Genomic DNA, 22,017 nt, shown 5'->3' with positions numbered 1-22,017 from the left:
GCTTTGCAGGGGTGGGGCGTGGCGCGCAAGGGGGGCGCCGTGTTACTGAACACGCCAACAAAGGGATCTGTATTGAGCTTCTGGGGCAAGATCATCGGAGGGATCGCGGGCTTCGCCACGGGCGGCCCGGTGGGCGCCGTCATGGGCGCCATCGCGGGCCATGCGGCGGACAACGCCAAGCGCCTCGGCCCCAATGCCGCGAACATGGCCGCGATGCTGGGCTCGCGCGAGCAGCTCTTCGCCATTTCCGTCGTGGTTCTCTCGGCCAAGCTGGCGAAATGCGACGGCCCCGTGGTCCGGGCCGAGATCGACGCCTTCAAGCGCATGTTCCGCATCCCGCCCCAGAACATGAAGGACGTGGCCGAGCTTTTCGACGAGGCCCGCGAGACCGCCACCGATTTCGAGCCCTTCGCCGACCGCCTGGGCGAAGCCTTCGCCGCCGAGCGCCCCGTGCTGGAGGACGTGCTGAGCGCCCTCTTCCAGATCGCCCGCGCCGACGGCCCCCTGACCCGCGGCGAGGTCCGCTTCCTGCAACGCGTTCAGATCGGCTTCGGATTGGAGGCCAGGGAATGGGAACGCGCCCGCGACGGGCAGGCCCGCCCCGGCGCCGAGCCCGAGCGCGGGGGCATCGACGCCTACGCCGTGCTGGGCCTGCCCAAGGATGCCTCGGACGAGCAAATCCGCGCCACCTGGCGCCGCCTGATGCGCGAAAACCATCCTGACGCGATGGCGGCCCGGGGCATGAACAAGGACATCATCTCTCGCGCTACGGACAAGGTGGCGGAGATCAATTCCGCCTGGGACCGGATCAAGCGAGAGCGGAAGCTCTGATGCAACGCGTGACGGAGCTGCCTTCGCCCAATGTGGAGACGCGCCCGCCCGGCGCCGTCATCGACATGCTGATCCTGCACTACACCGGGATGCGCAGCGGCCGAGAGGCCATCGCCCGCCTGCGCGACCCGGAGGCCGTGGTGTCCTCTCATTATGTGGTCGAGGAGGACGGGCAGATCTTCCGGCTGGTGCCCGAGACGCTCCGGGCCCGGCATGCCGGGATCTCCCATTGGCGGGGGCGGGAGGCACTGAACGGTACCTCGATCGGCATCGAGATCGTCAATCCGGGCCATGAATGGGGTTATCGCCATTTCCCCGCCCTGCAGATGGCGGCGGTGGCCGAGCTGGCGCTGGATATCCTGGAGCGCCATCCCATCCCGCCGCGCAACGTGGTGGGGCACAGCGACGTCGCGCCCGACCGCAAGCAGGATCCAGGCGAATTGTTCGACTGGCAGGGGCTGGCGGCGAACGGCATCGGGATCTGGCCGGAGGCCGATGGGCCTGCAGAGGGCGACGCGCTCGAGCTGCTGGGCCGCATCGGCTACCGGACCGACCTGCCGCTGGACGTGCTGGTGACGGCCTTCCAGCGCCATTGGCGGCCGGAATTCGTCGATGGGCGGGCCGATGCGGAGACGCTCGCGCGCATGCGGGGCGTGCTCGCCGCAATCGGATGACGCCCGAGGGGGTCGCGGCGCTCTGCCGTGAGAATCCGGGGATGCGCGCAGCGCTGAAGGCGGTGGCGCGGCATGGCCCGCCGGGCGCCTGGATCGGCGCGGGATTCCTGCGGAATGCGGTGTGGGACGTGCTGCATGGCAGGCGGCCGGATGTAGCCGAGCTGGCCGATCTGGATGTGGTGTTCCTGGATGCGGCCCATCCCGATCCGGCGGCGGACGAGGCATGGGAGGCTCGGCTGCGCGAGGCCCTGCCCCTGCCCTGGTCCGTGACCAACCAGGCGCGCATGCACGGCCGCAGTGGCCAGGCTGCCTATTGCGACCTGGCCGAGGCCATCGCCCATTGGCCCGAGACCGCGACGGCCGTGGCGGCGCGCATGGCAGGCGGGAAGGTCGAGCTGCTGGCGCCGCATGGATGGACGGACCTGCTGAGACTTCTCGTGCGGCCCACGCCGGCCTTCGAGGCCCGGCGAGAGGTCGTCGCGCAACGTGCCGAGGCAAAAGGCTGGCGCCACCGATGGCCCAGACTAACCTTCGCGTAGCAGCACGCCTTCCCGGAATCCGGCCGCCCGGCGTCTGAGGGCAGGAAAAACCAAATTCATTCGCCTCCGGCGGATGAATTTGGTGCCGGGCAGCCTGTAAGCCGGGTTCTGTCTTGGCCCGAAGGCCATGGACGACCATTCCTCTGGGACCTGCGTTGCCGCAGGCCTCGCGCGGCCAACCCGGAGGACGAGGCGGAAATGCCCCTGCTTGCGCTGCCCTCCCTATTCGGCCTTGCTCCCGGTGGGGTTTGCCGTGCCGCCGCCATTGCTGGAAGCGCGGTGGGCTCTTACCCCACCGTTTCACCCTTGCCATGTGCGCCGAAGCGGCCATGGCGGTCTGTTCTCTGTGGCACTTTCCCTAGGCTTTCGCCCGCCGGCCGTTGGCCGGCACCGTATTTCCGTGGAGCCCGGACTTTCCTCCAGCCCCGCGATCGCTCGCAGGACCAGCGGTCGTCCAGCCACCCGGCACCGCCGCGTCCTTCGCGCCCCTTTCGGCATAGGTCAAGTCAAACCCTGTTGCTCCTGTGCAACACGGCCCAAAGAAGGTGACCAACCATGGACATGGAATTTTAAGTTATGGCCATACCGTTTTGAATAAGAACGATTTTTCTCGTTTCGGCGTGTTTCGGGATGAGTCGTTATCCCTTGATCACCCATAATCACCCAGATAAAACCACCTCAGCCCAATACGGATGACAGCACGCTCGGGGGGGCGAGCCATCTGGAAATGGGCTGGTCGGGCGAGCCGACGGGATTCCGGGGGGGATCTCGTCGGCCGCTGCTCCCGCCCCGCGGCATTCCGGAAGTCCCCCTTGGCACGTTCGAAAGGGGCATCGGACCGCAGGATGACCCAGTTCCGGGGCAAGTTCACCAACGGGTTGGACAAGAAGGGCCGCTGCAGCGTGCCCGCTCAGTTCCGCACCCGTCTTGCCGGCGAGAGCCTGGTCCTGCGCCGTTCCACCCGCCACCCGTGCATCGAAGCCTGGCCGGCCTCTGCCTTCGACGCCGAGCTCGCTTCCCGCAGCCCCTTGGATGAACCCGACGAGGACGAGGAATTCAAGGCCTATGCCCTTTTCTCCGACACCGTCGAAGTCACCCCCGATCCGGACGGCCGCATGATCCTGCCGGCGGATCTCATCGCTTTCGCTGGCCTCAGCGACAGCATCTCCTTCCTCGGCCGCATGGAGCGCATCGAGCTCTGGGAGCCCGCGGCCGCCGAGGCGATGATCGAGAAGGCCCGCCAGGCCCTGGCCGACAAGGCCCGCGCTCGCGCCAGCACGGCCGGGGGCGGCTGATGCATATCCCCGTCCTCCTCCCCGAGGTCCTGCAGTACCTGGCGCCCCGCGCCGGCGAGGCGATTCTCGACGGCACCTTCGGCGGCGGCGGCTATACCCGCGCCATCCTGGACGCCGCCCCTTGCACCGTCTGGGCCATGGATCGCGACCCCGACGCGATCGCACGCGGGGCAGCGTTGGTAGCCGCCTATCCGGGCCGCCTGCACCTGATCGAGGGCCGCTTCGGCGACATGATGGAGCACCTCGCCGCCCATGGCGTGACCCAGCTCGACGGCGTGGTGCTCGACCTCGGCGTCTCCAGCTTCCAGCTGGACGAGCCCGAGCGCGGCTTCTCCTTCCGCGCGGACGGGCCGCTCGACATGCGGATGGGCCGCACCGGGCCGAGCGCGGCGGACCTCGTGAATACGCTGCCGGAAGCCGAGCTCGCCGACCTCATCTGGGAGTTCGGCGAAGAACGCCATTCCCGCCGCGTCGCCCGCGCCATCGTGAAGGCCCGCGCGGAGGAGCCCTTCACCACCACGCTGCGCCTCGCCGAGACCATCCGCCGCTCCGTCCCCCGCGACCCTTCCGGCATCCATGGCGCGACGCGCAGCTTCCAGGCGCTGCGCATCCGCGTGAACGACGAGCTGGGGGAGATCGAACGCGCCCTCGAGCAGGCGATGAAGCTGCTGGCCCCCGGCGGCCGCATCGTCGTCGTCTCCTTCCATTCGCTGGAGGACCGCATCGTGAAGCGGGCCTTCCAGAAGGCGGCGGGCCGCACGCCCGGCGCCTCGCGGCACGATCCCGGCTCGCTGCTCGCCCCGCGCGCGGCCACCGGCTTCGAGCTGCTGACCACCCGGTCCGTCCGCCCCACCGCGGCCGAGAGCGAGGCCAACCCCCGCGCCCGCTCCGCCCATCTCCGCGCCCTGCTCCGCAAGCCCGAAAGCCGCGCCGCATGATTCATCCGCTCACCATCGTCACCTTCGCGGCGTTCCTCGGGGCCGGTCTCTACGTCTTCCAGACGAAGGAAGAGGTCTCGAAGCTGGACCGCGAGCTGCGCGACATCCGCCGCCAGACGGAGACGGAGCGCGGACGCACGCAGACGCTCTCGGCGGAATGGGCCAGGCTGAACGACCAGGATCGCCTGCGGACCATGGCTGGCGCTTATCTGCGCGACATGCAGCCAATGGAGCCGGCCCAGTTCCAGCGGCTGGAGGATGCCCAGCGCCGCATGCCCCAGGCCGTGGCCTTCGCCAGCACGGGCTCGGGCTTCCGCCGCCGCGCGGACGCGCCTTCCGCGCCCGGCGAGGTGCTGATCTTCAGCGCCTCCACCATGTTCGCCGAGGCCGAGCCGCGCCGCGCCCCCGTGCCGGCGGCCGCGACCACCGCGGAGCCGGTCGCGCCGGTCGTCGCCGCGGCCGCCCCGCCCGCCGCCCCTCCGGCACCTGCACCGGCACCCGCGCCCGTCGTGGCCGCCGCGCCCGTTTCGCCGCCGCCTGCCCCGCGCCCCGCGCCGGTCGCCGCCGCCGCCGCGCCACGCCCCGCGCCAAATCCAGCCGCCGCGGCGCTGCCGCCCATCGCGGCCCCCGCCCTGGCCGCCGAAGCCGCGCCGCGCCACGCCGCGCCGGTCGCCGCCGCCGCGCCGCCGATCGCAACATCGGCCTCGGCCCGCCTGGCCGACGCCGCGCCCGTGGCCCGGCCGGCACCCCGTCCGCGCGCCGAGCCCGTGACGCCCGCGCCCCGCCAGCTGGCCCGGAACGACGCCCCGGCGGCGGCCCCGGTCGCGATGCGGACGGCGCTGCACGTGGCCCCCGCGCCGATCGGCGGCTCGATGCTCGGCGGTTCCGCCCTGCCGCCCCCGGTACCCTTCGCCCGATGACCGACCTGCCGCCTCCCTCCCCGGAATCGCGGCCCGCCGGCTTCGGCGGAATGCCGCATGTGGAGCCGGTCCTGCCGGTGCGGGAGGCCGCGCCCTCGCGCGCCCTGGTGCGGGTCCAGGCGCAGGACGCCCAGTTCCAGCGCCGCATTCGCGGCCGGCTGGCCTTGGCCTCCATCGGCTTCGGCGTGCTGTTCCTGGCGGTGGCGGCGAAGCTGACGGATGCGATGATCCTCTCGCCCGCGACATCGCGGATCGCGCAAGCGCCGCGTCTTCCCTCGGCCGAACCCGCCGTCTCGCGCGCCGCCATCACCGACCGCAACGGCGAGATCCTCGCCGTCACCGTGCGCGGCACCGCGCTCTACGCCCGGCCGGGCGAGATCGACCATCCCAGTCAGGTGGCGGATCAGCTCGTCCGCATCCTGCCGCATCTGGACCGCGCGCGGCTGGTCCAGCGCCTGAGCCCGCCGCGGCAGTTCGCCTATATCGACCGCTTCATCACGCCGCGGCAGCAACAGCAGATCAACGACCTCGGCATCCTCGGCCTCTATTTCGAGACCGCCGAACGCCGCACCTATCCGCGCGGCCGCGACGCCGCTCATGTGCTGGGCGCGGTGGACGTGGACGGCGAGGGCATCGCAGGCGTCGAGAAGTGGTACGATGAGCGCCTGCGCGTCAGCCCCACCCCGCTGCGGCTCTCGATCGACATCCGCATCCAGCGGGAGCTACGCGAGGCCCTCGACTGGGCCATCGACCGCTTCAGCGCCATCGGCGGCTCGGCCATCCTGATGGATGTCAACACGGCGGAGGTGCTCGGCATGGTGAGCCTGCCCGACTTCGCCGCCTCCGACCTCGCCACCGCCTCGGCCGAGAGCCGGTTCAACCGCGCGGTCACCGGCGCCTACGAGCCGGGCTCGACCTTCAAGCTCTTCACCGCCGCTTCGGCGCTGGAAGCGGGCGTCGTTCAGATCAACGGCGGCTTCGACGCCACCCGTCCCATTCGCATCGGCCGGTTCGAGATCAACGACTTCCACGGCAAGCACCGCTGGCTGAGCCTGCCGGAGATCATCGCCTACTCCTCCAACCTCGCCAGCGCGCACATGGCGATGGCGGTGGGCGGCGGGCGGCATCGCGAGTTCCTGATGCGGATGGGCATGGGCGGGCGCCTGGGCATCGAGCTGCCGGAAGCGGCTTCCACGCTGGTGCCCTCGGTGCGGCGTTGGCGCGACATCAACACCATGACCATCGGCTTCGGCCAGGGCATCTCGGTCACGCCGCTGCACATCATCACGGGCGTCTCCGCGCTCGCCAATGGCGGCACGCTGCGCCAGCCCACCGTCCTCGCCGTCCCGCCGGGACAGGAGCGCGAGGGCGTGCGCGTGATCAGCGAGCGCACCTCCGAGCAGATCCGCCGCCTGATGCGGGTGGCCGTGACCGACGGCTCCGCGCGTTCCTCGGACTCGCCCGGCTACTTCATGGGCGGCAAGACCGGCACGGCGCAGAAGGTCGGCGATCGCGGCCAGTATCTGGAAAACCGGCGTATCTCCTCGTTCATCGGGGCTTTCCCGATGAATGCGCCGCGCTACGCCATGCACATCCTGGTGGACGAGCCGAAGCCGCGCGCCGATACGGGCGGATACGCCACCGCGGGCGTGGTGGCCGCGCCGACCGCCCGCCGCGTCGTGGAGCGCGTGGGCCCGATCCTGGGCCTGGTGCCCGAGACCGAGCGCATCGCCCAGATCCAGCAGACCATCGCGCTGCCGCTGCAGTCCGCGCGCCCGCGCGCCGCCACGACGACGACCACCCCCACGGTCGCGCCGCCCCGCTCGCCCACGCCCGTCCCCGCGCCGGCAATGCTGCCGCGCACCCCGCCCTCGATGGACCCGCAGGCTCCCCCGCTCCGCCGCACCGATGCGGGGGATGGCATCGCCATGCCGCGCCTCGTGCTGCATCTCCCCGCCCCCATGCCCCCCGAGACAGGCCGTGCATCTCGATGAGCTCCGCAGCCTCTGTCCGGAACTGAGGGGCGAAGGCCCCGCCGAGATACGCGGCATCACGGCCGATAGCCGCGCGGTCCGCCCCGGCTTCCTCTTCGCGGCGCTGCCCGGCGCCAAGGCCGACGGCGCCCGCTTCATCGCGGACGCGGTGCGGGCGGGCGCGGCAGCGATCCTGGCGCCCCAGGGCACCGAATGGCCCGCGGGCGTGCCCTCCCTCCCCTTCCTGCGCGCGGCCGACCCGCGTCGTGTCCTCGCGCTCATGGCCGCCGCCTTCCACGGCGCGCAGCCCGAGCGCGTGGTCGCGATCACGGGCACCAACGGCAAGACCAGCACGGCGGATTTTCATCGCCAGCTCATGGGATTGGCCGGGAGGCGCGCGGCCTCGCTCGGCACGCTCGGCCTCGTCGCCGAGGGCTTTCCCGTGGGTCCCAGCCTCACCACGCCGGACCCCGTCACCCTCCACGCACAGCTGGCCGAGCTGGCGCGGGCGGGCGTGACGGACCTCGCACTGGAAGCCAGCTCCCACGGGCTGGACCAGCGGCGGCTGGATGGCGTTAAGCTCGCGGCCGGCGCCTTCACCAACCTCACGCGCGACCATCTCGACTACCATCGCGACATGGCGGGATACCGCGCCGCCAAGCTGCGCCTCTTCGATACGCTGCTGCCGAAGGGCGCGGCGGCCGTTCTTCACACGGAGATGGACAGCGAGACCCTCGCCGCCCTTCGCGCCATCGTGGCGGAGCGCGCCCTGCGCGGGATCGAGGCCGGCGAGGCCGGGCGCGATATCCGGCTCCTCGCGCAGCGGCCGCTGCCCGGCGGCCAGGTGCTGGCGCTGGACGCCTTCGGGCGGAAGGCCGAAGTCACACTCGCCCTGCCCGGCCGCTTCCAGGCCGACAACGTGCTGGTGGCCACGGGCCTCGCGGTGGGTCTCGGCCTCGACATCGGGCGCGTGCTGGACCTGCTTCCCTCGCTGCGGGGCGTGCGCGGCCGGATGGAGCTGGCCACGACCCTGCCCAACGGCGCCGCCGTCTATGTCGACTATGCCCATACGCCCGATGCGCTGGAGCGCCTGCTGGACGCGCTGCGCCCGCATGTCGGGCCCGGCGGGCGGCTGCACGTGCTGTTCGGCGCGGGCGGCGACCGCGATCCCGGCAAGCGCCCCCTGATGGGCGCGGCCGCCGCGCGCGGTGCCGACGAGCTCTGGATAACCGACGACAACCCGCGCAGCGAGGATCCCGCCGCGATCCGCGCCGCCATCCGTGCCGCCGCGCCCTCCTCCCGCGACGCGGGCGAGCGCGAGGGCGCCATCGCCGCCGCGCTGGCCGCGCTCAGGCCAGGGGATGTGTTAGCCGTGGCAGGCAAGGGCCATGAGAGCGGCCAGACCATCGCGGGCGTCACCACCCCCTTCGACGATGCCGAGGTGGTCCGCCGCCTCGCCGGAGCCCTGCCATGAGCGCGCTCTGGACCGCCGAGGAGCTGCGCGCCGCCACGGGCGGAGCCTGTCCGGACGGTCTGACGGCCGATGGTGTCTCCATCGACAGCCGCACCGTCCAGCACGGCGATCTCTTCGTGGCGCTCCGCGACGCACGGGACGGGCATGAGTTCGTCGCCCATGCTCTCGCCAAGGGCGCGAGCGCCATGGTCGATCGCGACATGGGCGAAGGCCCCTTCCTGCGCGTGGCCGAGACCCTGCAGGGCCTGACGGCCCTCGGCGCGGCCGGGCGCGAGCGCTGCGGCGCACGGGTGATCGCCGTCACCGGCAGCGTCGGCAAGACCACGACCAAGGAGATGCTGAAGCGCGCCTGCGCGGCGCTCGGCGCCACCCATGCCTCGGTCGCCAGCTACAACAACCAGTGGGGCGTGCCTCTGACGCTGGCCCGGATGCCGCGCGCGACCGAATGGGCCGCGATCGAGATCGGTATGAACCACCGGGGCGAGATCGCCCCCCTCTCCCGCCTCACCCGGCCGCATGTGGCGCTGGTGAGCCATGTCGGCACGGCGCATATCGGCAATCTGGGCAGCGCCGAGGCCATCGCGGATGAGAAGGCGGACGTCGCGGCGGGCCTGCTGCCCGGCGGCGTCGCCGTCCTGCCGCAGGACAGCCCCTTCTTCGGCCGGATGGCCGATATCGCAGCGGCCGCGGGCGCCATCGTGGTCGGGTTTGGCGAGAGCCCCGAGGCCTCGGCGCGCCTGCTCTCCTATAGGGGGCTGGAAGCGGCGGGCGAGGCGGAGTTCGAACTGTCCGGCCGCTATGTGGCCGTGCGGCTCGAGCAGCCCGGCAAGCATATGGCGATGAACGCCCTGGCCGCGCTGGCCGCCATCCAGGCGGCCGGGGGCGATGCCGGGCTGGCCGCCGCCGCCCTCTCGGGCTTCGGCGCCGGGGCCGGGCGGGGCGAGATGCGGCGCGTCTCCACGCCCGACATGGGCACCGCCCTGCTGCTGGACGAGAGCTACAACGCCTCGGACAGCGCCGTCCGGGCGGCGCTCGGCGTGCTCGCTCAGCAGAAGGCCAAGCGCCGGATCGCGGTCCTGGGCGACATGCTGGAGCTCGGCGAGTTCGGGCCCGACCTGCACGCGGCGCTGGCCACCGATGTGGCCAACGCAGCCGACCTGGTCTATGCGTGCGGCCCCCTCATGGGGCATCTCTTCGCCGCCCTGCCGGCCGCCAAGCAGGGCGCACACACCCACGACGCCGCGAGCCTCGCGCCCATCGTCTCCGCCGCCCTGCGTGACGGAGACGCGGTGCTGGTGAAGGGATCCCTCGGCATGCGCATGGCCGAGATCATCCGCGCGATCTCCGGCGCCCAGAGGAATACCGCATGATCCCGCTGCTGGTCGGCCCGCTCGCCGACGACTTCATCCTGTTCAACCTGGCCCGCTACACGACCTTCCGCGCGGGCGCGGCCTGCATGACCGCGCTCTTCATCTGCCTCGTCTTCGGCAGCTCCATCATCAACTGGCTCCGCAGCTTCCAGCGCGGCGGCCAGCCCATCCGCGAGGACGGGCCCGAGAGCCACCTCATCACCAAGAAGGGCACGCCCACCATGGGCGGCGTGATGATCCTGCTCTCGCTCACCCTCTCCGTGCTGCTCTGGGCCGATCTGCGGAACGGCTTCGTCTGGGCCGTGCTCTTCGTGACGCTGGGTTACGGGGGCCTCGGCTTCGCGGATGACTGGCTGAAGGTCACGAAACGCAACACCAAGGGTGTCTCCGGCCGGCAGAAGCTCATCGCGCAGGGGGCCATCGCGCTGGCCGCCGGCATCTGGTTCTCGCTGATGCTGCCGGAGCCGTTGTCCACCACGATGGCGGTGCCCTTCCTGAAGGACTTTCTCATCCCCTTCGGGCTTTTCTTCCCGCTGGTCGCCGCCTTCGTGATGATGGGCGCCTCCAACGCCGTGAACCTGACGGATGGACTGGACGGCCTCGCCATCGTGCCGGTGATGATCGCCGCGGCCGTCTTCGCGCTGATCGCCTATCTCGTCGGCAACCGCGTCTTCGCGGACTACCTGCAACTGCACGGTGTGCCGGGTTCCGGTGAACTCGCGGTGTTCTGTTCCGCGCTGATCGGCGCCTCGCTCGGCTTCCTGTGGTTCAACGCGCCGCCGGCGGCCGTCTTCATGGGCGATACGGGCAGCCTCGCGCTCGGCGGCGCGCTCGGCGCGACCGCCGTCGCGACCAAGCACGAGATCGTGCTGGCCATCGTAGGCGGGCTCTTCGTGGTGGAGACGCTGTCGGTCGTGATCCAGGTCTTCTGGTTCAAGCGCACGGGCCGGCGCGTCTTCCTCATGGCGCCGCTGCATCATCACTTCGAGAAGAAGGGCTGGGCCGAGCCCACCATCGTGATCCGCTTCTGGATCATCGCGATGGTGCTGGCGCTGGTCGGCCTTTCGACGCTGAAGATCCGATGATGGCGTCCGATCGCGAAGCGGAGCGAAGCGTGAATCGGCCGCCCCGCGATCTGCCGTTTCGCGGAGAGCGGATCGCCGTCGTGGGGCTCGGCAAGGCCGGGCTTCCGGCCGCGCGCCGCCTTCGCGAATGGGGCGCCGAGGTCACTGCCTGGGACGACAAGGAGCCCGCGCGGGCCGAGGCCGCAGCCCTGGGCCTGACCGTCGCCGACCCGGCCGTGAGCTTCGGCTTCGATGCCCTGCTGCTGTCGCCGGGCATCCCGCACATCCTGCCGCGCGTCCATCCGGCCGCCGCCGCCGCGCGCGCGGCCGGCACGCCGGTGCTGGCCGATGTCGAGTTCCTCTACCGCGCGGTGCGCGCCGCCGGCAGCCAGGCGCGCTTCGCCGGCATCACTGGCACCAATGGCAAGAGCACGGTGACCGCGCTGCTGGCCCATCTGCTCTCGGGCGCCGGAATCCCGGTCCAGGCGGGCGGCAACCTGGGGCCGGCGGCGCTGGACATGCCCATTCTCGGCGACGACGGCGTCTACGTGCTCGAAATGTCGTCCTACATGCTGGAGCGAATCGATTCGCTTCGATTCAACTCGGCGGCCATGCTGAATCTCAGCGCCGATCATCTCGATCGCCATGGCGACATGGCGGGCTACCTGGCCGCCAAGGCCCGGATCTTCGCGCGCCAGCTCGCCGAAGACACGGCGGTGCTCGGCATGGACGATCCGGAGACGGCGGGGCTGCGCGGCGGCCTCGCAGCGCATGTCGTGCCCATTTCGGGGCATACGCCCGTGCCCGGCGGCTACTGGGCCCAAGGCAGCCTGCTGCGCGACGAGCAGGGCCTGATCGCCGACCTTTCCACCTGCCGCACCCTGCCGGGCCAGCACAACGCCCAGAACGCGGCGGCCGCCTGCGCCATGGCCGTCTCGCTGGGCCTGCGCCGTAACCGGCTGGCCGATGGGCTGCACTCCTATCCCGGCCTGCCGCACCGGCAGGAGCTGGTGGGCGAGATCCGAGGCGTGCGCTTCATCAATGACAGCAAGGCCACCAATGCAGACAGCGCGGCCCGCGCGCTGGCGAGCTATCCGCGCGTGATCTGGATCGCGGGCGGCGTCGGCAAAGAAGGCGGCATCGAGCCGCTGGCCCCCTATTTCGGCCATGTGGCCGAGGCCTTCCTGATCGGTCAGGACGCGGCGGCCTTCGGCGCCACGCTCTCGGCCCACGGGGTGCCGCACCAGTTCAGCGGCACGCTGGCCGAGGCGCTCTCCGGCGCGGCCGAGGCCGCCTTCTCGGGCGCCGCCGAGGTGGTGCTGCTCTCCCCGGCCGCGGCCTCATGGGATCAATTCACTGGTTTCGACCAGCGCGGCGACGCCTTCCGCGCGCTGGTCCGTCATATGCCCGGAGGGCAAGGCTGATGGCCGTCTCCCGCACCGACACGTCCCTTCTCGGCCGCTGGTGGTGGAGCGTGGATCGCTGGACCCTGGCCGCACTGCTGGCGCTGGTCGCGATCGGCTACGTCATGATGCTCTCTGCCTCGCCCGCCGTGGCCGAGCGCATCGGCGCCTCCTCGCGCCACATGTTCCTCGCGAGGCAGGTCTTCTACTCGGCCATCGCGGTGGTGGTGATGGTCGCGGTCTCGCTCTGCTCGCCGCGATGGGTCTTGCGGCTCGCGCTGCTGGGCGCGCTGGGCGCGCTGGTGCTGACGGCGGCGACGCTGGTAATCGGCGTCGAGATCAAGGGCGCGCGCCGCTGGCTGCCTATCCCGGGCCTTTCGCTGCAGCCCTCGGAATTCCTGAAGCCCTGTCTCGCCGTGGTCTGCGGCTGGCTGCTGGCCGAGGGCAAACGCTCACGCCGCTTCCCCGGCCTGCTCATTGCCTTCGGCTGCATCGGCATCGTCGCGGTGCTGCTCAAGCAGCAGCCGGATATCGGCATGCTGGCCGTCATCGTGATGGTGTTCCTCGCGCAGGTCTTCGTCTCGGGCATCAACCTCTTCTGGGTGGCCATCGCCGGCTGCGCCGTGCCGCTGCTCGGCGTGTTGGCCTATATGTTCCACCCGCACGTCCGCAGCCGCGTGCAGCGGTTCCTCGACCCCGAGGCTGGCGACAATTTCCAGATCCGCATGTCGCTCGAGGCCTTCGGCAATGGCGGCCTGCTGGGCCGCGGCCCTGGCGAGGGTCGCGTGAAGGACGTACTCCCCGACGCCCATGCCGACTTCGTCTTCCCCGTGGTGGGCGAGGAATTCGGCCTCGTCATCTGCCTCGTGATCCTCGCGATCTTCGCCTTCGTGGTGATCCGGGGCCTCGTGCGCCTGATGCCCGAGCGCGACCCCTATGTGAGCCTCGCGGCGACCGGCCTGCTGACGCAGTTCGGCCTTCAGGCCTTCATCAACATGGGCAGCTCGCTGCACCTGATCCCGACCAAGGGCATGACGCTGCCCTTCGTTTCCTACGGCGGTTCCTCGGTCGTGGCGCTGGCCCTCGGCATGGGGTTCCTGCTGGCGCTGACGCGCAAGCGCATGCCGCGCGCCGATGACACGCAGCCCTTCCTCGCGGGCGGCCGTGCGCCCGCGATGTCATGAGAGGGCCGGCCGTGTCTCCCATCGCCATCGCCGCCGGAGGCACCGGGGGACACCTCTTCCCCGCCGAGGCGCTGGCCGCCGAGCTGACAGCGCGCGGCGAGCGGATCGTGCTCTTCACCGATGCGCGCTCGGCTGCCTTCGACAGCCCCGCCTTCTCGAATGCCGAGCGCTTCGTGCTCAGCGGCGAGGGCATAGCGGGCCGCAGCCCCGTCAAGGCGGCCAAGGGCGCGATGAAGCTCGCCGCCGGGACCATGACGGCGCGGGGCCTGCTGAAGCGGCTGAACGCGGCGGCCGTGGTGGGCTTCGGCGGCTACCCGGCCATCCCGCCCGCCCTCGCGGCGCTGAGCCTCGGCCGGGGGCGGCCGGCCCTGATCCTGCACGAGCAGAACGCGGTCCTCGGCCGCGCGAACCGGGCGCTCGCCCCGCGCGCGGACCTGCTGGCCCTGGCCTATGCCGAAACCTCCCGCGTGCCGCCCAGCGCCCATGTCGCCCATGTGGGCAACCCGGTCCGCCCGGCGCTCGCGGCGCTGGCGGGCGCGGAATACCCCTCCGCCGACGGGGCGCTGCGGCTGCTGGTCACCGGCGGCTCGCTTGGCGCGCGGGTCTTCGCGGACCTCGTGCCCCCGGCCATCGCAGCTCTCCCCGAGGCGATCCGGACGCGGCTGGTGATCGACCAGCAATGCCGCGTGGAGGACCTGGAGCGGGTCCGCGCCGCCTATGCCGGCACCGGAATCCCCGTGCAGCTCTCGCCCTTCTTCCCTGACATCGCGGGAAGGTTGGCCAGTGCCCATCTGGTGATCGCCCGCGCCGGGGCCTCGACCGTGGCCGAGCTCGCCTGCGCGGGCCGCCCCTCCCTCCTGCTGCCCCTGCCCTCGGCCATCGACAACCACCAGGCGGCCAATGCGCGCGCCCTGGAAGCGGCCGGAGCGGCCCTGGTCCTGCCCCAGGCCACGACCACCCCGGCGCGACTCGCTGAATTGCTGGAACAATTTCTGGGCTCGTCGGAGAGGCTTGCCGAAGCGGCCCATGCTGCGGCATCCCTGGCAAGGCCCCAGGCCGCGCGAGACCTCGCCGATCTGGTCCTTGCCCTCGCCCATCGGGCGCAAACCCTTCAGGAACCACGCTGATGCGCGCGCTGCCGCTCTCCATCGGAACGATCCACTTCGTCGGCATTGGCGGCATCGGCATGTCGGGCATCGCCGAGGTGCTGCATAACCTTGGCTACACGGTCCAAGGCAGCGATCTTTCCGAGAGCGCGAATGTCGCCCGCCTGCGCGAGGCGGGGATTCCCGTCACGGTCGGTCATGCCGCCGAGAACCTGGGCGGCGCGCAGGTCGTCGTCGTCAGCACCGCCGTGAAGAAGGACAACCCCGAGGTCCAGGCCGCCCGCGCGCGCCTGCTGCCCGTGGTGCGCCGCGCCGAGATGCTGGCCGAGCTCATGCGCCTCAAATGGGGCATCGCCGTCGGCGGCACGCATGGCAAGACCACCACGACCAGCCTGATCGCCTGCGTGCTGGAGCAGGCGAAGCTCGACCCCACCGTGATCAACGGCGGCATCATCAACGCCTATGGCACCAATACCCGCATGGGCACGGGCGAGTGGATGGTGGTCGAGGCCGATGAGAGCGACGGCTCCTTCCTGCGCCTGCCCTCCACGGTCGCCGTCGTCACCAACATGGACCCCGAGCACCTGGATCACTGGGGCACCGAGGAGGCGATGAAGGAGGGCTATGCCCAGTTCGTCGGCAACATTCCCTTCTACGGCTTCGCCGTTCTCTGCGCCGACCATCCGGGCGTGCAGCAGATGATCCCGAAGCTGGACCGCCGCCTCGTCACCTACGGCTTCTCGCCGCAGGCCGACGTGCGCGCCGAGAAGGTGCTGACCAACCGCATGGGCGCAAGCTTCGAGGTCACGGTGCAGGACCGCACGACGGGCCGCGCGCGTACGCTGCAGCCCTTCCGCCTTCCCATGCTCGGCCACCACAACGTCCAGAACGCGCTGGCGGCCATCGCTGTCGGCGTCGAGATGGACGTGCCGGAGGATGTGATCCGGGCGGCGCTCGCCGGCTTCAAGGGGGTGAAGCGCCGCTTCACCCGCGTGGGCGAGACGGGCGGCATCACGGTGATCGACGACTATGGCCACCACCCGGTCGAGATTGCGGCCGTGCTCAAGGCCGCGCGCCAGGCCGGCGCGCGAGACGTGATCGCGGTGGTGCAGCCGCACCGCTATTCGCGCCTGCAGCAGCTCTTCCCGGAGTTCTGCGCCTGCATGAACGATGCGGGCACCGTCATCGTCGCCGACGTCTATGCGGCCGGCGAAGCGGCGATCGAGGGCGTGGACAAGGATGCGCTGGTGGATGGGCTGCGCGCCCGCGGCCACCGCAGCGTGGTGCCGCTGCCCGAGCCCGACAGCCTCGCCGAGATGATCAACGCCATCGCGCGGCCGGGCGACTACGTGGTCTGCCTCGGCGCGGGCAACATCACGGCCTGGGCGCATGCGCTGCCGGGGCAGCTGGCCGCTCTCCAGGCCCAAGGCGGTGCACATGGGGGCGCGGGGTCGCGGGTCACGCCGCTGCGCCGCGCATGAGCATGCGGGGCACCTCGCCGCATCGGATGCCGGCCATTCGCGGCCGGGTGGAGGCGGGTGCGAGCCTCGCACCCTTCACCTGGTTCCGCGTGGGCGGGCCTGCCGAGTGGCTGGCGCGCCCCGCCGATGCCGAGGACCTTCTCGCCCTGCTCGCGGCGCTCGACCCCGCCACGCCGCTGACGGTGCTGGGCGCGGCCTCCAACCTCATCATCCGTGACGGCGGGCTGCCCGGCGTCACGCTGCGCCTGCCGCCGCGCGGCTTCGGCGCGGTGGCCGTGGAGGCCGATGGCCTGATCGCGGGCGCCGCCGCGCTGGATGCGACCGTCGCGCAACACGCGGCGGCGGGCGGGCTTTCCGGCCTCGAATTCCTGAGCGGCATTCCCGGCAGCATCGGCGGCGCCATCGCCATGAATGCCGGCGCCTATGGGCGCGAGATCGTCGACGTCCTGGACTGGGCCGAGGTCGCGACCGCGGACGGTCTCCTGCGCCTGGATGCGGCGGGGCTGCGCCTCGCCTACCGCCATGCCGAGCTGCCCTTCCGCGGCGTCGTCACGCGCGCCCGGCTGCGCGGTACGCCCGGCGATTCCTCCGCCATCGGGGCGCGGATGGCCGAGATCCGCACCTCGCGCGAGGCCACGCAGCCCGTGCGGGCCAGGACCGGCGGCAGCACCTTCCGCAACCCGGAGGGCCGCAAGGCCTGGGCGCTGATCGACGCCGCGGGATGCCGCGGCCTGCGCCTCGGCGGCGCCCAGGTCAGCGAGAAGCACACCAACTTCCTGCTCAACACGGATGACGCCACGGCTTCCGACCTGGAAGCCCTCGGCGAGACCGTCCGCGCCCGCGTGCTGGAGCATTCCGGCATCGAGTTGCAGTGGGAAATCAAGCGTATCGGAGTTCCGGCATGAATGCCTTCGCCCCCATCGCCCGCGACCCGAAGGACACCCATGTGGCCGTGCTGCACGGCGGCATCTCCGCCGAGCGCGAGGTGAGCCTCGCCAGTGGCGCGAAGGTCATCGATGCGCTGCGCGAGGCCGGGTACCGCGTGACGCCCCTCGACGTCGGCACCGATCTCGCGGCCACCATCGCCACGCTGCGCGCCTCGGCGCCGGACGTGGTCTTCAACGCGCTGCACGGCCGCTTCGGCGAGGATGGCTGCATCCAGGGCGTGCTCGACTGGATGGGCCTGCCCTATACGCATTCGGGCGTGCGCGCCTCCGCGCTCGCCATGGACAAGGTGGCCGCCAAGGCCGTGTTCCGCGCGGCCGGCCTGCCCGTGACGCCACATCGCGTGGTCGATATCGAGGAGTTGGAGGCCGAGGACCCGATGCCCCGGCCCTATGTGGTGAAGCCGGTCAACGAGGGCTCTTCCGTCGGCGTGCACATCGTCCGCAGCGGCGACAACCGCCGCGCCGAGATCGCGCGCAACTGGCGCTTCGGGAAGCAGGCGCTGGTGGAAGAATACATCCCCGGCCGCGAACTGACCGTCGGCGTGATGGGCGACCGCGCGCTGGCCGTGACCGATATCCTCGCCGATGCGGGCGAGTTCTACGACTACGATTCCAAATACGCGAATGGCGGCTCGCGCCACGTGATCCCCGCGCAGGTCGCGCCCGAGATCTACGAGAAGGCGATGGAGGTCGCGGTCGCGGCGCATCAGGCGCTGGGCTGCCGCGGCGCCTCGCGCTCCGATTTCCGCTACGATGACACGGCCGGCGAGCCGGGTCGCCTGATCCTGCTGGAGGTGAACACCCAGCCGGGACTGACACCCACATCGCTGCTGCCGGAGCAGGCAGCGCATCGTGGCATCGACTTCAAGGCGCTTTGCGCCTGGATGGTGGAGCAGGCCAGCCATGGCCCGTGAGCCCCGCAGCCGCGGCGCCGCGCGCCCGCCGAAACGGCCCTCTGCCACGCGCCTCTGGTTCAAGCGTTGGCGCAACTGGTTGCGGGGTGTCGGCCTCGCCTCCGTCGCCATCGGCGCGACAGTTGTCCTGGTTGTCGGCGTGGTCGCGCTGGACCCGGCGGCACGGCTGCGCGACGCCTCGGGCTGGCTGGCATCGCTCGGGCGCGGCCCTGGCCTCCTCGTGCAGGAGATCCGCGTGGAAGGCCGCGAATTCGCGCCGCGCGAGGCGCTGCTCGCCGCGATTGCCACCTCGCCCGGCGACGCGATGCTGGATTTCGATCCGGCCGCGGCAAAGGACCGGCTCGAACGCATCGCCTGGGTGGAGCACGCGCATGTGGAACGCCGCCTGCCCGGCACCATCCTCATCCGCCTGACGGAGCGCCGAGCCTTCGCCATCTGGCAGCGCGAGGGGCGCTTCTCGGTCATCGACCGCGAGGGCCGGATCATGGCGACGGAACGGCTCCAGGCCTTCGGCCCGCTGCCGCTCGTCGTCGGCGCGGGCGCCGAGCGCGATGCCGCGACGATGATCGACCTGCTGCGCAGCGCGCCGGAGATCGCGGACCGCGTGCAGGCCATCGTCCGCGTGTCCGAACGGCGCTGGAACCTGCGCCTGCAGAGCGGCGCGGACATCCTGCTGCCGGAAGGGCATGAGGTCGCGGCCATCACGCGCCTCGCGGAGCTCCATGCGCGCGACAAGCTGCTGGACCGGCCGCTGGCGGCCGTGGACATGCGGCTGCCGGACCGCCTGGTCGTCCGCCTGCAGCCGGCGGCGCCGGCAGCCTCTCCCGCCACCCCGAACCGGAGTCAGCGTGGATGAACGAGCTCGTTCGCTACACCGCCCCCCAGGCCGAGCTGCCGAGCCGCGGGAGCCGTCTCGGCCGCGCGCGCTCGGGCGTCTTCGGCGTGCTCGACGTGGGCTCGACCAAGGTCGTCTGCCTGATCGCGCGCATCGAGAGCGACGGCACGCCTCGCGCGCTGGGCTTCGGCTGGCAGAAGTCGCGCGGCGTGAAGGCCGGCTCCATCGTCGACATGGAGGAGGCCGAGCGCAGTATCCGCGCCGCCGTCGCCTCGGCGGAGGAAATGGCGGATACGCTGCTCAAGGGCGTGATCGTCAACCTCTCCTGCGGGCAGCCGGAGAGCCGGATCCACAATATTCTCTGGCAGGTGGGCGGCCGCGCCGTCACCGAGGCCGATCTGCGCGGCGTCATGGGCGAGGGCGTTCGCCGCACCGAGGCCGAGGGCCGGGAGTCCGTGCACAGCTTCCCGCTCGGCTTCCAGGTCGACGCGACGGGCGGCGTGGACGATCCGCGCGGCATGGTTTGCGACACGCTGAGCGCGCGCCTGCATGTGCTCGACGCCTCCAGCCACGCGCTGTTCAACCTCGGCCAATGCCTGCACCGCTGCGAGCTGGAGCCGGAGGAGGTCGTCTCCTCGCCCTTCGCCGCCGGCCTCGCGACGCTGGTGGAGGACGAGCGCGAACTGGGCGCCGTGGTGGTGGACATGGGCGGCGGCACAACCAGCCTCGCCGCCTTCGCCGAAGGGCGGCTGATGCACACCGCGCAGCTTCCCGTGGGCGGCTGGCAGGTGACGAACGACCTCGCGCGGGTGCTCTCCACCCCCATCACGCATGCCGAGCGCCTCAAGACCATGCATGGCAGCGTCCTGGAGGCGGCGGAGGACCGTTCGGAGATGCTGCCCGTGCCGCTGGTGGGCGAGGATGACGACCAGATCGCGCGCATCCCGCGCGAGATGATCGTCCGCATCATCCGTCCGCGCCTCGAGGAAAGCTTCGAGTTGCTGCGGGACCGGCTGGAGGGCAGCGGCCTGCCTTCCGAGATGCGGCGGCGCATCGTGCTGACGGGTGGTGCTTCGCAGCTCATCGGCGTGCGGGAACTGGCGCAGCGGGTGCTGGGGCGGGAGACGACGATCCGCCTCGGCCGGCCGCGCCTGGTGCGTGGCCTGCCCGAGACCGCGTCCGGCCCCGGCTTCTCGGGAGCCATCGGCCTGTTGGCCTGGGCGGCCGGCGAGGGCCAGCCGCCGCTTCACTTCACACCCGGTGCCGCCCCTCCGCAGGGTTGGTTCCGGCGGGCCATGGCCTGGGTGCGGGAGAAACTGTGACGAGAAGGTTGCGTCACGCATGAAAAATATTAGTCGAGCAACCTGTGGATAACGGGGGTTATTCCATCCCACGGGGCAGACGCGACTCGCTTTGAATGCTCTAAGTTAATGTGAGGAGACCTCGCGCAATGACCCTGAACCTCACGCTGCCGGTGACCCAGCATACGGACTTCTCCCCGCGAATCGCCGTGATCGGCGTTGGCGGCGGTGGCACCAATGCCGTCAACAACATGATCAACCTCGGCCTGGACGGCGTCGAATTCATCGTCGCCAACACGGATGCCCAGGCGCTGGTCAACAGCCGCGCGGAACGCCGCGTGCAGCTGGGCCCGCACCTGACGCAGGGCCTCGGTGCCGGCGCCAAGCCCGAGATCGGCCGCGCGGCCGCCGAGGAGGCGACCGACGAGCTCGCCCGCCACCTCGAGGGCTGCCACATGGTCTTCGTCACCGCCGGCATGGGCGGCGGCACGGGCACGGGCGCAGCCCCTGTGATCGCCCGCATGGCGCGCGAGCGCGGCATCCTCACCGTGGGCGTCGTCACCAAGCCGTTCGATTTCGAGGGCCCGAAGCGCCGCCGCAGCGCGGATCTCGGCCTTGAGGACCTGCAGCAGTTCGTGGACACGCTGATCGTGATCCCGAACCAGAACCTCTTCCGCATGGCGAATGAGCGCACGACCTTCGCCGAGGCTTTCAAGATGGCCGACAACGTCCTCTACATGGGCGTACGCGGCGTGACGGACCTGATGGTCAACCCCGGCCTCGTGAACCTCGACTTCGCGGATATCCGCACGGTCATGGCCGAGATGGGCAAGGCCATGATGGGCACGGGCGAGGCCGAGGGCGACGACCGCGCCGTGAAGGCCGCCGAATCCGCCATCAGCAACCCGCTGCTGGAGGACACCTCCATGCGCGGCGCCAAGGGCGTGCTGATCAACATCACCGGCGGCCTCGACATGACGCTGTTCGAGGTGGACGAGGCCGCGATGCGCATCCGCCGCGAGGTGGACGAGGATGCGAACATCATCTTCGGCTCCTCGGTCGACGAGAGCATGAACGGCCGCGTGCGCGTCTCCGTCGTCGCGACCGGCATCGACCTCGCCGCCATGGCCGCGGCGCAGCCCGTTGCGGGCGTGGCCGCGGCAGGGCCCCGCCTCGCGGTGGTGAACCAGCCCGCGGTCGGCGCGCCGGCCCCGGCGCCCGCCGCCGCGGCCCCGATGCGCCCGGCCGCCGGTCCGCTTGGCGCCCCCGTGGCGCCGCCGGCCCGCCGCCCTGTTCAGGTCGGCGCCGCCGGCCTGCTGCGCCAGCCGGCCGCGACGGCCCTGGCCCAGGCACCCCAGCAGGCCCCGATCCAGCCTGCTCCCGTCTATGCGGAGGAAATGCCGCAGCCCCAGCCGGTGATGATGCAGCCCGCGCCGCAGCAGCCAGCCATGGCGCCCGCCGCGCCTCCGCCCCAGCAGCCCGCGCTGCCCGAGGCGGGCGGCCAGGGCGCCGGTTGGCGCGGCCTCTTCCGCAACGCGACCGGCCTGATGCGCCGGAACGTGGAGCCCGAGGGCCCGGTGGCAGCGCCGCGCGCCGAGCCCTCCATGGGTCATCCGGCGCAGCCCCGGCCGCCGCGGCCGGCGCAGCCTCAGCCGGACGAAATGGGCCTCGATATCCCGACCTTCCTCCGTCGCCAGAGCAACTGAAGGGTTCGACGCTAGGGGGCGGTCTTTCGGCCGCCTCGCCGATTGCGGTATTTTCTGGGCAA

The 22,017-nt window shown here is 71.5% G+C and carries 19 protein-coding genes and 1 other RNA gene; 19 read left to right on the top strand and 1 reads right to left on the bottom strand.

Going from position 1 to position 22,017, the window contains the following annotated elements; translation table 11 throughout:
• Positions 1 to 72: 72 nt before the first annotated feature.
• Genes WJM96_RS06240 through WJM96_RS06230 form a run of 3 tightly spaced genes read left to right on the top strand, consistent with a single transcriptional unit; the run spans position 73 to position 2,044 of the window.
• On the top strand, positions 73 to 831 hold the full coding sequence (locus tag WJM96_RS06240; RefSeq protein WP_424811569.1) for a TerB family tellurite resistance protein: 759 nt from the start codon (positions 73 to 75) through the stop codon (positions 829 to 831).
• Complete coding sequence (locus WJM96_RS06235) at positions 831 to 1,505, top strand: N-acetylmuramoyl-L-alanine amidase (RefSeq protein ID WP_424811568.1); 675 nt, start codon at positions 831 to 833, stop codon at positions 1,503 to 1,505. The genes WJM96_RS06240 and WJM96_RS06235 overlap by 1 nt, the downstream gene beginning before the upstream one ends.
• Positions 1,502 to 2,044, top strand: coding sequence for a nucleotidyltransferase family protein (locus WJM96_RS06230; RefSeq protein ID WP_424811567.1), 543 nt, complete (start codon positions 1,502 to 1,504; stop codon positions 2,042 to 2,044). Before WJM96_RS06235 ends, WJM96_RS06230 begins: the two co-directional genes overlap by 4 nt.
• Before the next feature lie 81 nt (positions 2,045 to 2,125).
• Here the strand turns inward: WJM96_RS06230 and rnpB are convergent.
• Positions 2,126 to 2,510: RNase P RNA component class A (gene rnpB, locus WJM96_RS06225), an RNA gene on the bottom strand.
• A gap of 379 nt (positions 2,511 to 2,889) precedes the next feature.
• On the opposite strand from rnpB, the gene WJM96_RS06220 reads away from it, so the two are divergent.
• The 16 genes from WJM96_RS06220 to ftsZ all read left to right on the top strand — a co-directional run bounded on the left by WJM96_RS06220 (position 2,890) and on the right by ftsZ (position 21,955).
• Entirely contained in the window at positions 2,890 to 3,339 is a 450-nt protein-coding gene (locus WJM96_RS06220) for a division/cell wall cluster transcriptional repressor MraZ (protein ID WP_424811566.1), read from the top strand.
• Positions 3,339 to 4,277, top strand: coding sequence for a 16S rRNA (cytosine(1402)-N(4))-methyltransferase RsmH (gene rsmH / locus WJM96_RS06215; RefSeq protein ID WP_424811565.1), 939 nt, complete (start codon positions 3,339 to 3,341; stop codon positions 4,275 to 4,277). Before WJM96_RS06220 ends, rsmH begins: the two co-directional genes overlap by 1 nt.
• Entirely contained in the window at positions 4,274 to 5,197 is a 924-nt protein-coding gene (gene ftsL, locus WJM96_RS06210; protein ID WP_424811564.1) for a cell division protein FtsL, read from the top strand. Before rsmH ends, ftsL begins: the two co-directional genes overlap by 4 nt.
• Positions 5,194 to 7,191 (top strand): peptidoglycan D,D-transpeptidase FtsI family protein, encoded by a 1,998-nt coding sequence (locus WJM96_RS06205; RefSeq protein ID WP_424811563.1) that lies wholly within the window; start codon positions 5,194 to 5,196, stop codon positions 7,189 to 7,191. Before ftsL ends, WJM96_RS06205 begins: the two co-directional genes overlap by 4 nt.
• Positions 7,178 to 8,644 (top strand): UDP-N-acetylmuramoyl-L-alanyl-D-glutamate--2,6-diaminopimelate ligase, encoded by a 1,467-nt coding sequence (locus WJM96_RS06200; RefSeq protein ID WP_424811562.1) that lies wholly within the window; start codon positions 7,178 to 7,180, stop codon positions 8,642 to 8,644. The genes WJM96_RS06205 and WJM96_RS06200 overlap by 14 nt, the downstream gene beginning before the upstream one ends.
• Positions 8,641 to 10,014, top strand: a complete 1,374-nt coding sequence (locus WJM96_RS06195) for a UDP-N-acetylmuramoyl-tripeptide--D-alanyl-D-alanine ligase (RefSeq protein ID WP_424811561.1) — start codon at positions 8,641 to 8,643, stop codon at positions 10,012 to 10,014. Before WJM96_RS06200 ends, WJM96_RS06195 begins: the two co-directional genes overlap by 4 nt.
• Positions 10,011 to 11,099, top strand: a complete 1,089-nt coding sequence (mraY, locus tag WJM96_RS06190; protein WP_424811560.1) for a phospho-N-acetylmuramoyl-pentapeptide-transferase — start codon at positions 10,011 to 10,013, stop codon at positions 11,097 to 11,099. Before WJM96_RS06195 ends, mraY begins: the two co-directional genes overlap by 4 nt.
• Positions 11,099 to 12,502: a UDP-N-acetylmuramoyl-L-alanine--D-glutamate ligase gene (murD, locus tag WJM96_RS06185; protein WP_424811830.1), complete on the top strand. Its 1,404-nt coding sequence runs from the start codon at positions 11,099 to 11,101 to the stop codon at positions 12,500 to 12,502. Before mraY ends, murD begins: the two co-directional genes overlap by 1 nt.
• Entirely contained in the window at positions 12,499 to 13,665 is a 1,167-nt protein-coding gene (locus WJM96_RS06180; protein WP_424811829.1) for an FtsW/RodA/SpoVE family cell cycle protein, read from the top strand. Before murD ends, WJM96_RS06180 begins: the two co-directional genes overlap by 4 nt.
• Positions 13,666 to 13,676: 11 nt before the next feature.
• The gene (gene murG, locus WJM96_RS06175) at positions 13,677 to 14,792 is read left to right on the top strand and encodes an undecaprenyldiphospho-muramoylpentapeptide beta-N-acetylglucosaminyltransferase (protein ID WP_424811559.1); all 1,116 of its coding nucleotides are present in this window, start codon (positions 13,677 to 13,679) and stop codon (positions 14,790 to 14,792) included.
• Positions 14,792 to 16,252 carry a UDP-N-acetylmuramate--L-alanine ligase gene (murC, locus tag WJM96_RS06170; RefSeq protein WP_424811558.1) on the top strand — a complete coding sequence of 487 codons (1,461 nt, stop codon included), beginning with the start codon at positions 14,792 to 14,794 and terminating at the stop codon, positions 16,250 to 16,252. The genes murG and murC overlap by 1 nt, the downstream gene beginning before the upstream one ends.
• Complete coding sequence (gene murB, locus WJM96_RS06165) at positions 16,249 to 17,157, top strand: UDP-N-acetylmuramate dehydrogenase (protein WP_424811557.1); 909 nt, start codon at positions 16,249 to 16,251, stop codon at positions 17,155 to 17,157. The genes murC and murB overlap by 4 nt, the downstream gene beginning before the upstream one ends.
• Positions 17,154 to 18,113, top strand: a complete 960-nt coding sequence (locus tag WJM96_RS06160) for a D-alanine--D-alanine ligase (protein ID WP_424811556.1) — start codon at positions 17,154 to 17,156, stop codon at positions 18,111 to 18,113. The genes murB and WJM96_RS06160 overlap by 4 nt, the downstream gene beginning before the upstream one ends.
• Positions 18,103 to 18,969, top strand: coding sequence for a cell division protein FtsQ/DivIB (locus tag WJM96_RS06155; protein WP_424811555.1), 867 nt, complete (start codon positions 18,103 to 18,105; stop codon positions 18,967 to 18,969). The genes WJM96_RS06160 and WJM96_RS06155 overlap by 11 nt, the downstream gene beginning before the upstream one ends.
• Positions 18,966 to 20,270, top strand: a complete 1,305-nt coding sequence (ftsA, locus tag WJM96_RS06150; RefSeq protein WP_424811554.1) for a cell division protein FtsA — start codon at positions 18,966 to 18,968, stop codon at positions 20,268 to 20,270. The genes WJM96_RS06155 and ftsA overlap by 4 nt, the downstream gene beginning before the upstream one ends.
• A gap of 128 nt (positions 20,271 to 20,398) precedes the next feature.
• Complete coding sequence (gene ftsZ / locus WJM96_RS06145) at positions 20,399 to 21,955, top strand: cell division protein FtsZ (RefSeq protein WP_424811553.1); 1,557 nt, start codon at positions 20,399 to 20,401, stop codon at positions 21,953 to 21,955.
• Positions 21,956 to 22,017 lie beyond the last annotated feature (62 nt).

Source organism: Roseococcus sp. YIM B11640, from assembly GCF_049727625.1.
In the GTDB taxonomy this organism is placed as follows: Bacteria; Pseudomonadota; Alphaproteobacteria; order Acetobacterales; family Acetobacteraceae; genus Roseococcus.
Note: the sequence above shows the minus strand (reverse complement) of the source record. Positions and strands in the feature narration are given on the sequence as shown.

What these genes read in the sequence shown, in the direction of transcription:
- ftsA (WP_424811554.1), top strand. Translation starts at nt 18,966, where the DNA reads ATGAACGAGCTCGTTCGCTACACCGCCCCCCAGGCCGAGCTGCCGAGC.
- murB (WP_424811557.1), top strand. Translation starts at nt 16,249, where the DNA reads ATGAGCATGCGGGGCACCTCGCCGCATCGGATGCCGGCCATTCGCGGC.
- rsmH (WP_424811565.1), top strand. Translation starts at nt 3,339, where the DNA reads ATGCATATCCCCGTCCTCCTCCCCGAGGTCCTGCAGTACCTGGCGCCC.
- murC (WP_424811558.1), top strand. Translation starts at nt 14,792, where the DNA reads ATGCGCGCGCTGCCGCTCTCCATCGGAACGATCCACTTCGTCGGCATT.
- WJM96_RS06220 (WP_424811566.1), top strand. Translation starts at nt 2,890, where the DNA reads ATGACCCAGTTCCGGGGCAAGTTCACCAACGGGTTGGACAAGAAGGGC.
- ftsZ (WP_424811553.1), top strand. Translation starts at nt 20,399, where the DNA reads ATGACCCTGAACCTCACGCTGCCGGTGACCCAGCATACGGACTTCTCC.
- WJM96_RS06160 (WP_424811556.1), top strand. Translation starts at nt 17,154, where the DNA reads ATGAATGCCTTCGCCCCCATCGCCCGCGACCCGAAGGACACCCATGTG.
- mraY (WP_424811560.1), top strand. Translation starts at nt 10,011, where the DNA reads ATGATCCCGCTGCTGGTCGGCCCGCTCGCCGACGACTTCATCCTGTTC.
- WJM96_RS06235 (WP_424811568.1), top strand. Translation starts at nt 831, where the DNA reads ATGCAACGCGTGACGGAGCTGCCTTCGCCCAATGTGGAGACGCGCCCG.
- ftsL (WP_424811564.1), top strand. Translation starts at nt 4,274, where the DNA reads ATGATTCATCCGCTCACCATCGTCACCTTCGCGGCGTTCCTCGGGGCC.
- WJM96_RS06155 (WP_424811555.1), top strand. Translation starts at nt 18,103, where the DNA reads ATGGCCCGTGAGCCCCGCAGCCGCGGCGCCGCGCGCCCGCCGAAACGG.
- murD (WP_424811830.1), top strand. Translation starts at nt 11,099, where the DNA reads ATGGCGTCCGATCGCGAAGCGGAGCGAAGCGTGAATCGGCCGCCCCGC.
- WJM96_RS06205 (WP_424811563.1), top strand. Translation starts at nt 5,194, where the DNA reads ATGACCGACCTGCCGCCTCCCTCCCCGGAATCGCGGCCCGCCGGCTTC.
- WJM96_RS06230 (WP_424811567.1), top strand. Translation starts at nt 1,502, where the DNA reads ATGACGCCCGAGGGGGTCGCGGCGCTCTGCCGTGAGAATCCGGGGATG.
- WJM96_RS06195 (WP_424811561.1), top strand. Translation starts at nt 8,641, where the DNA reads ATGAGCGCGCTCTGGACCGCCGAGGAGCTGCGCGCCGCCACGGGCGGA.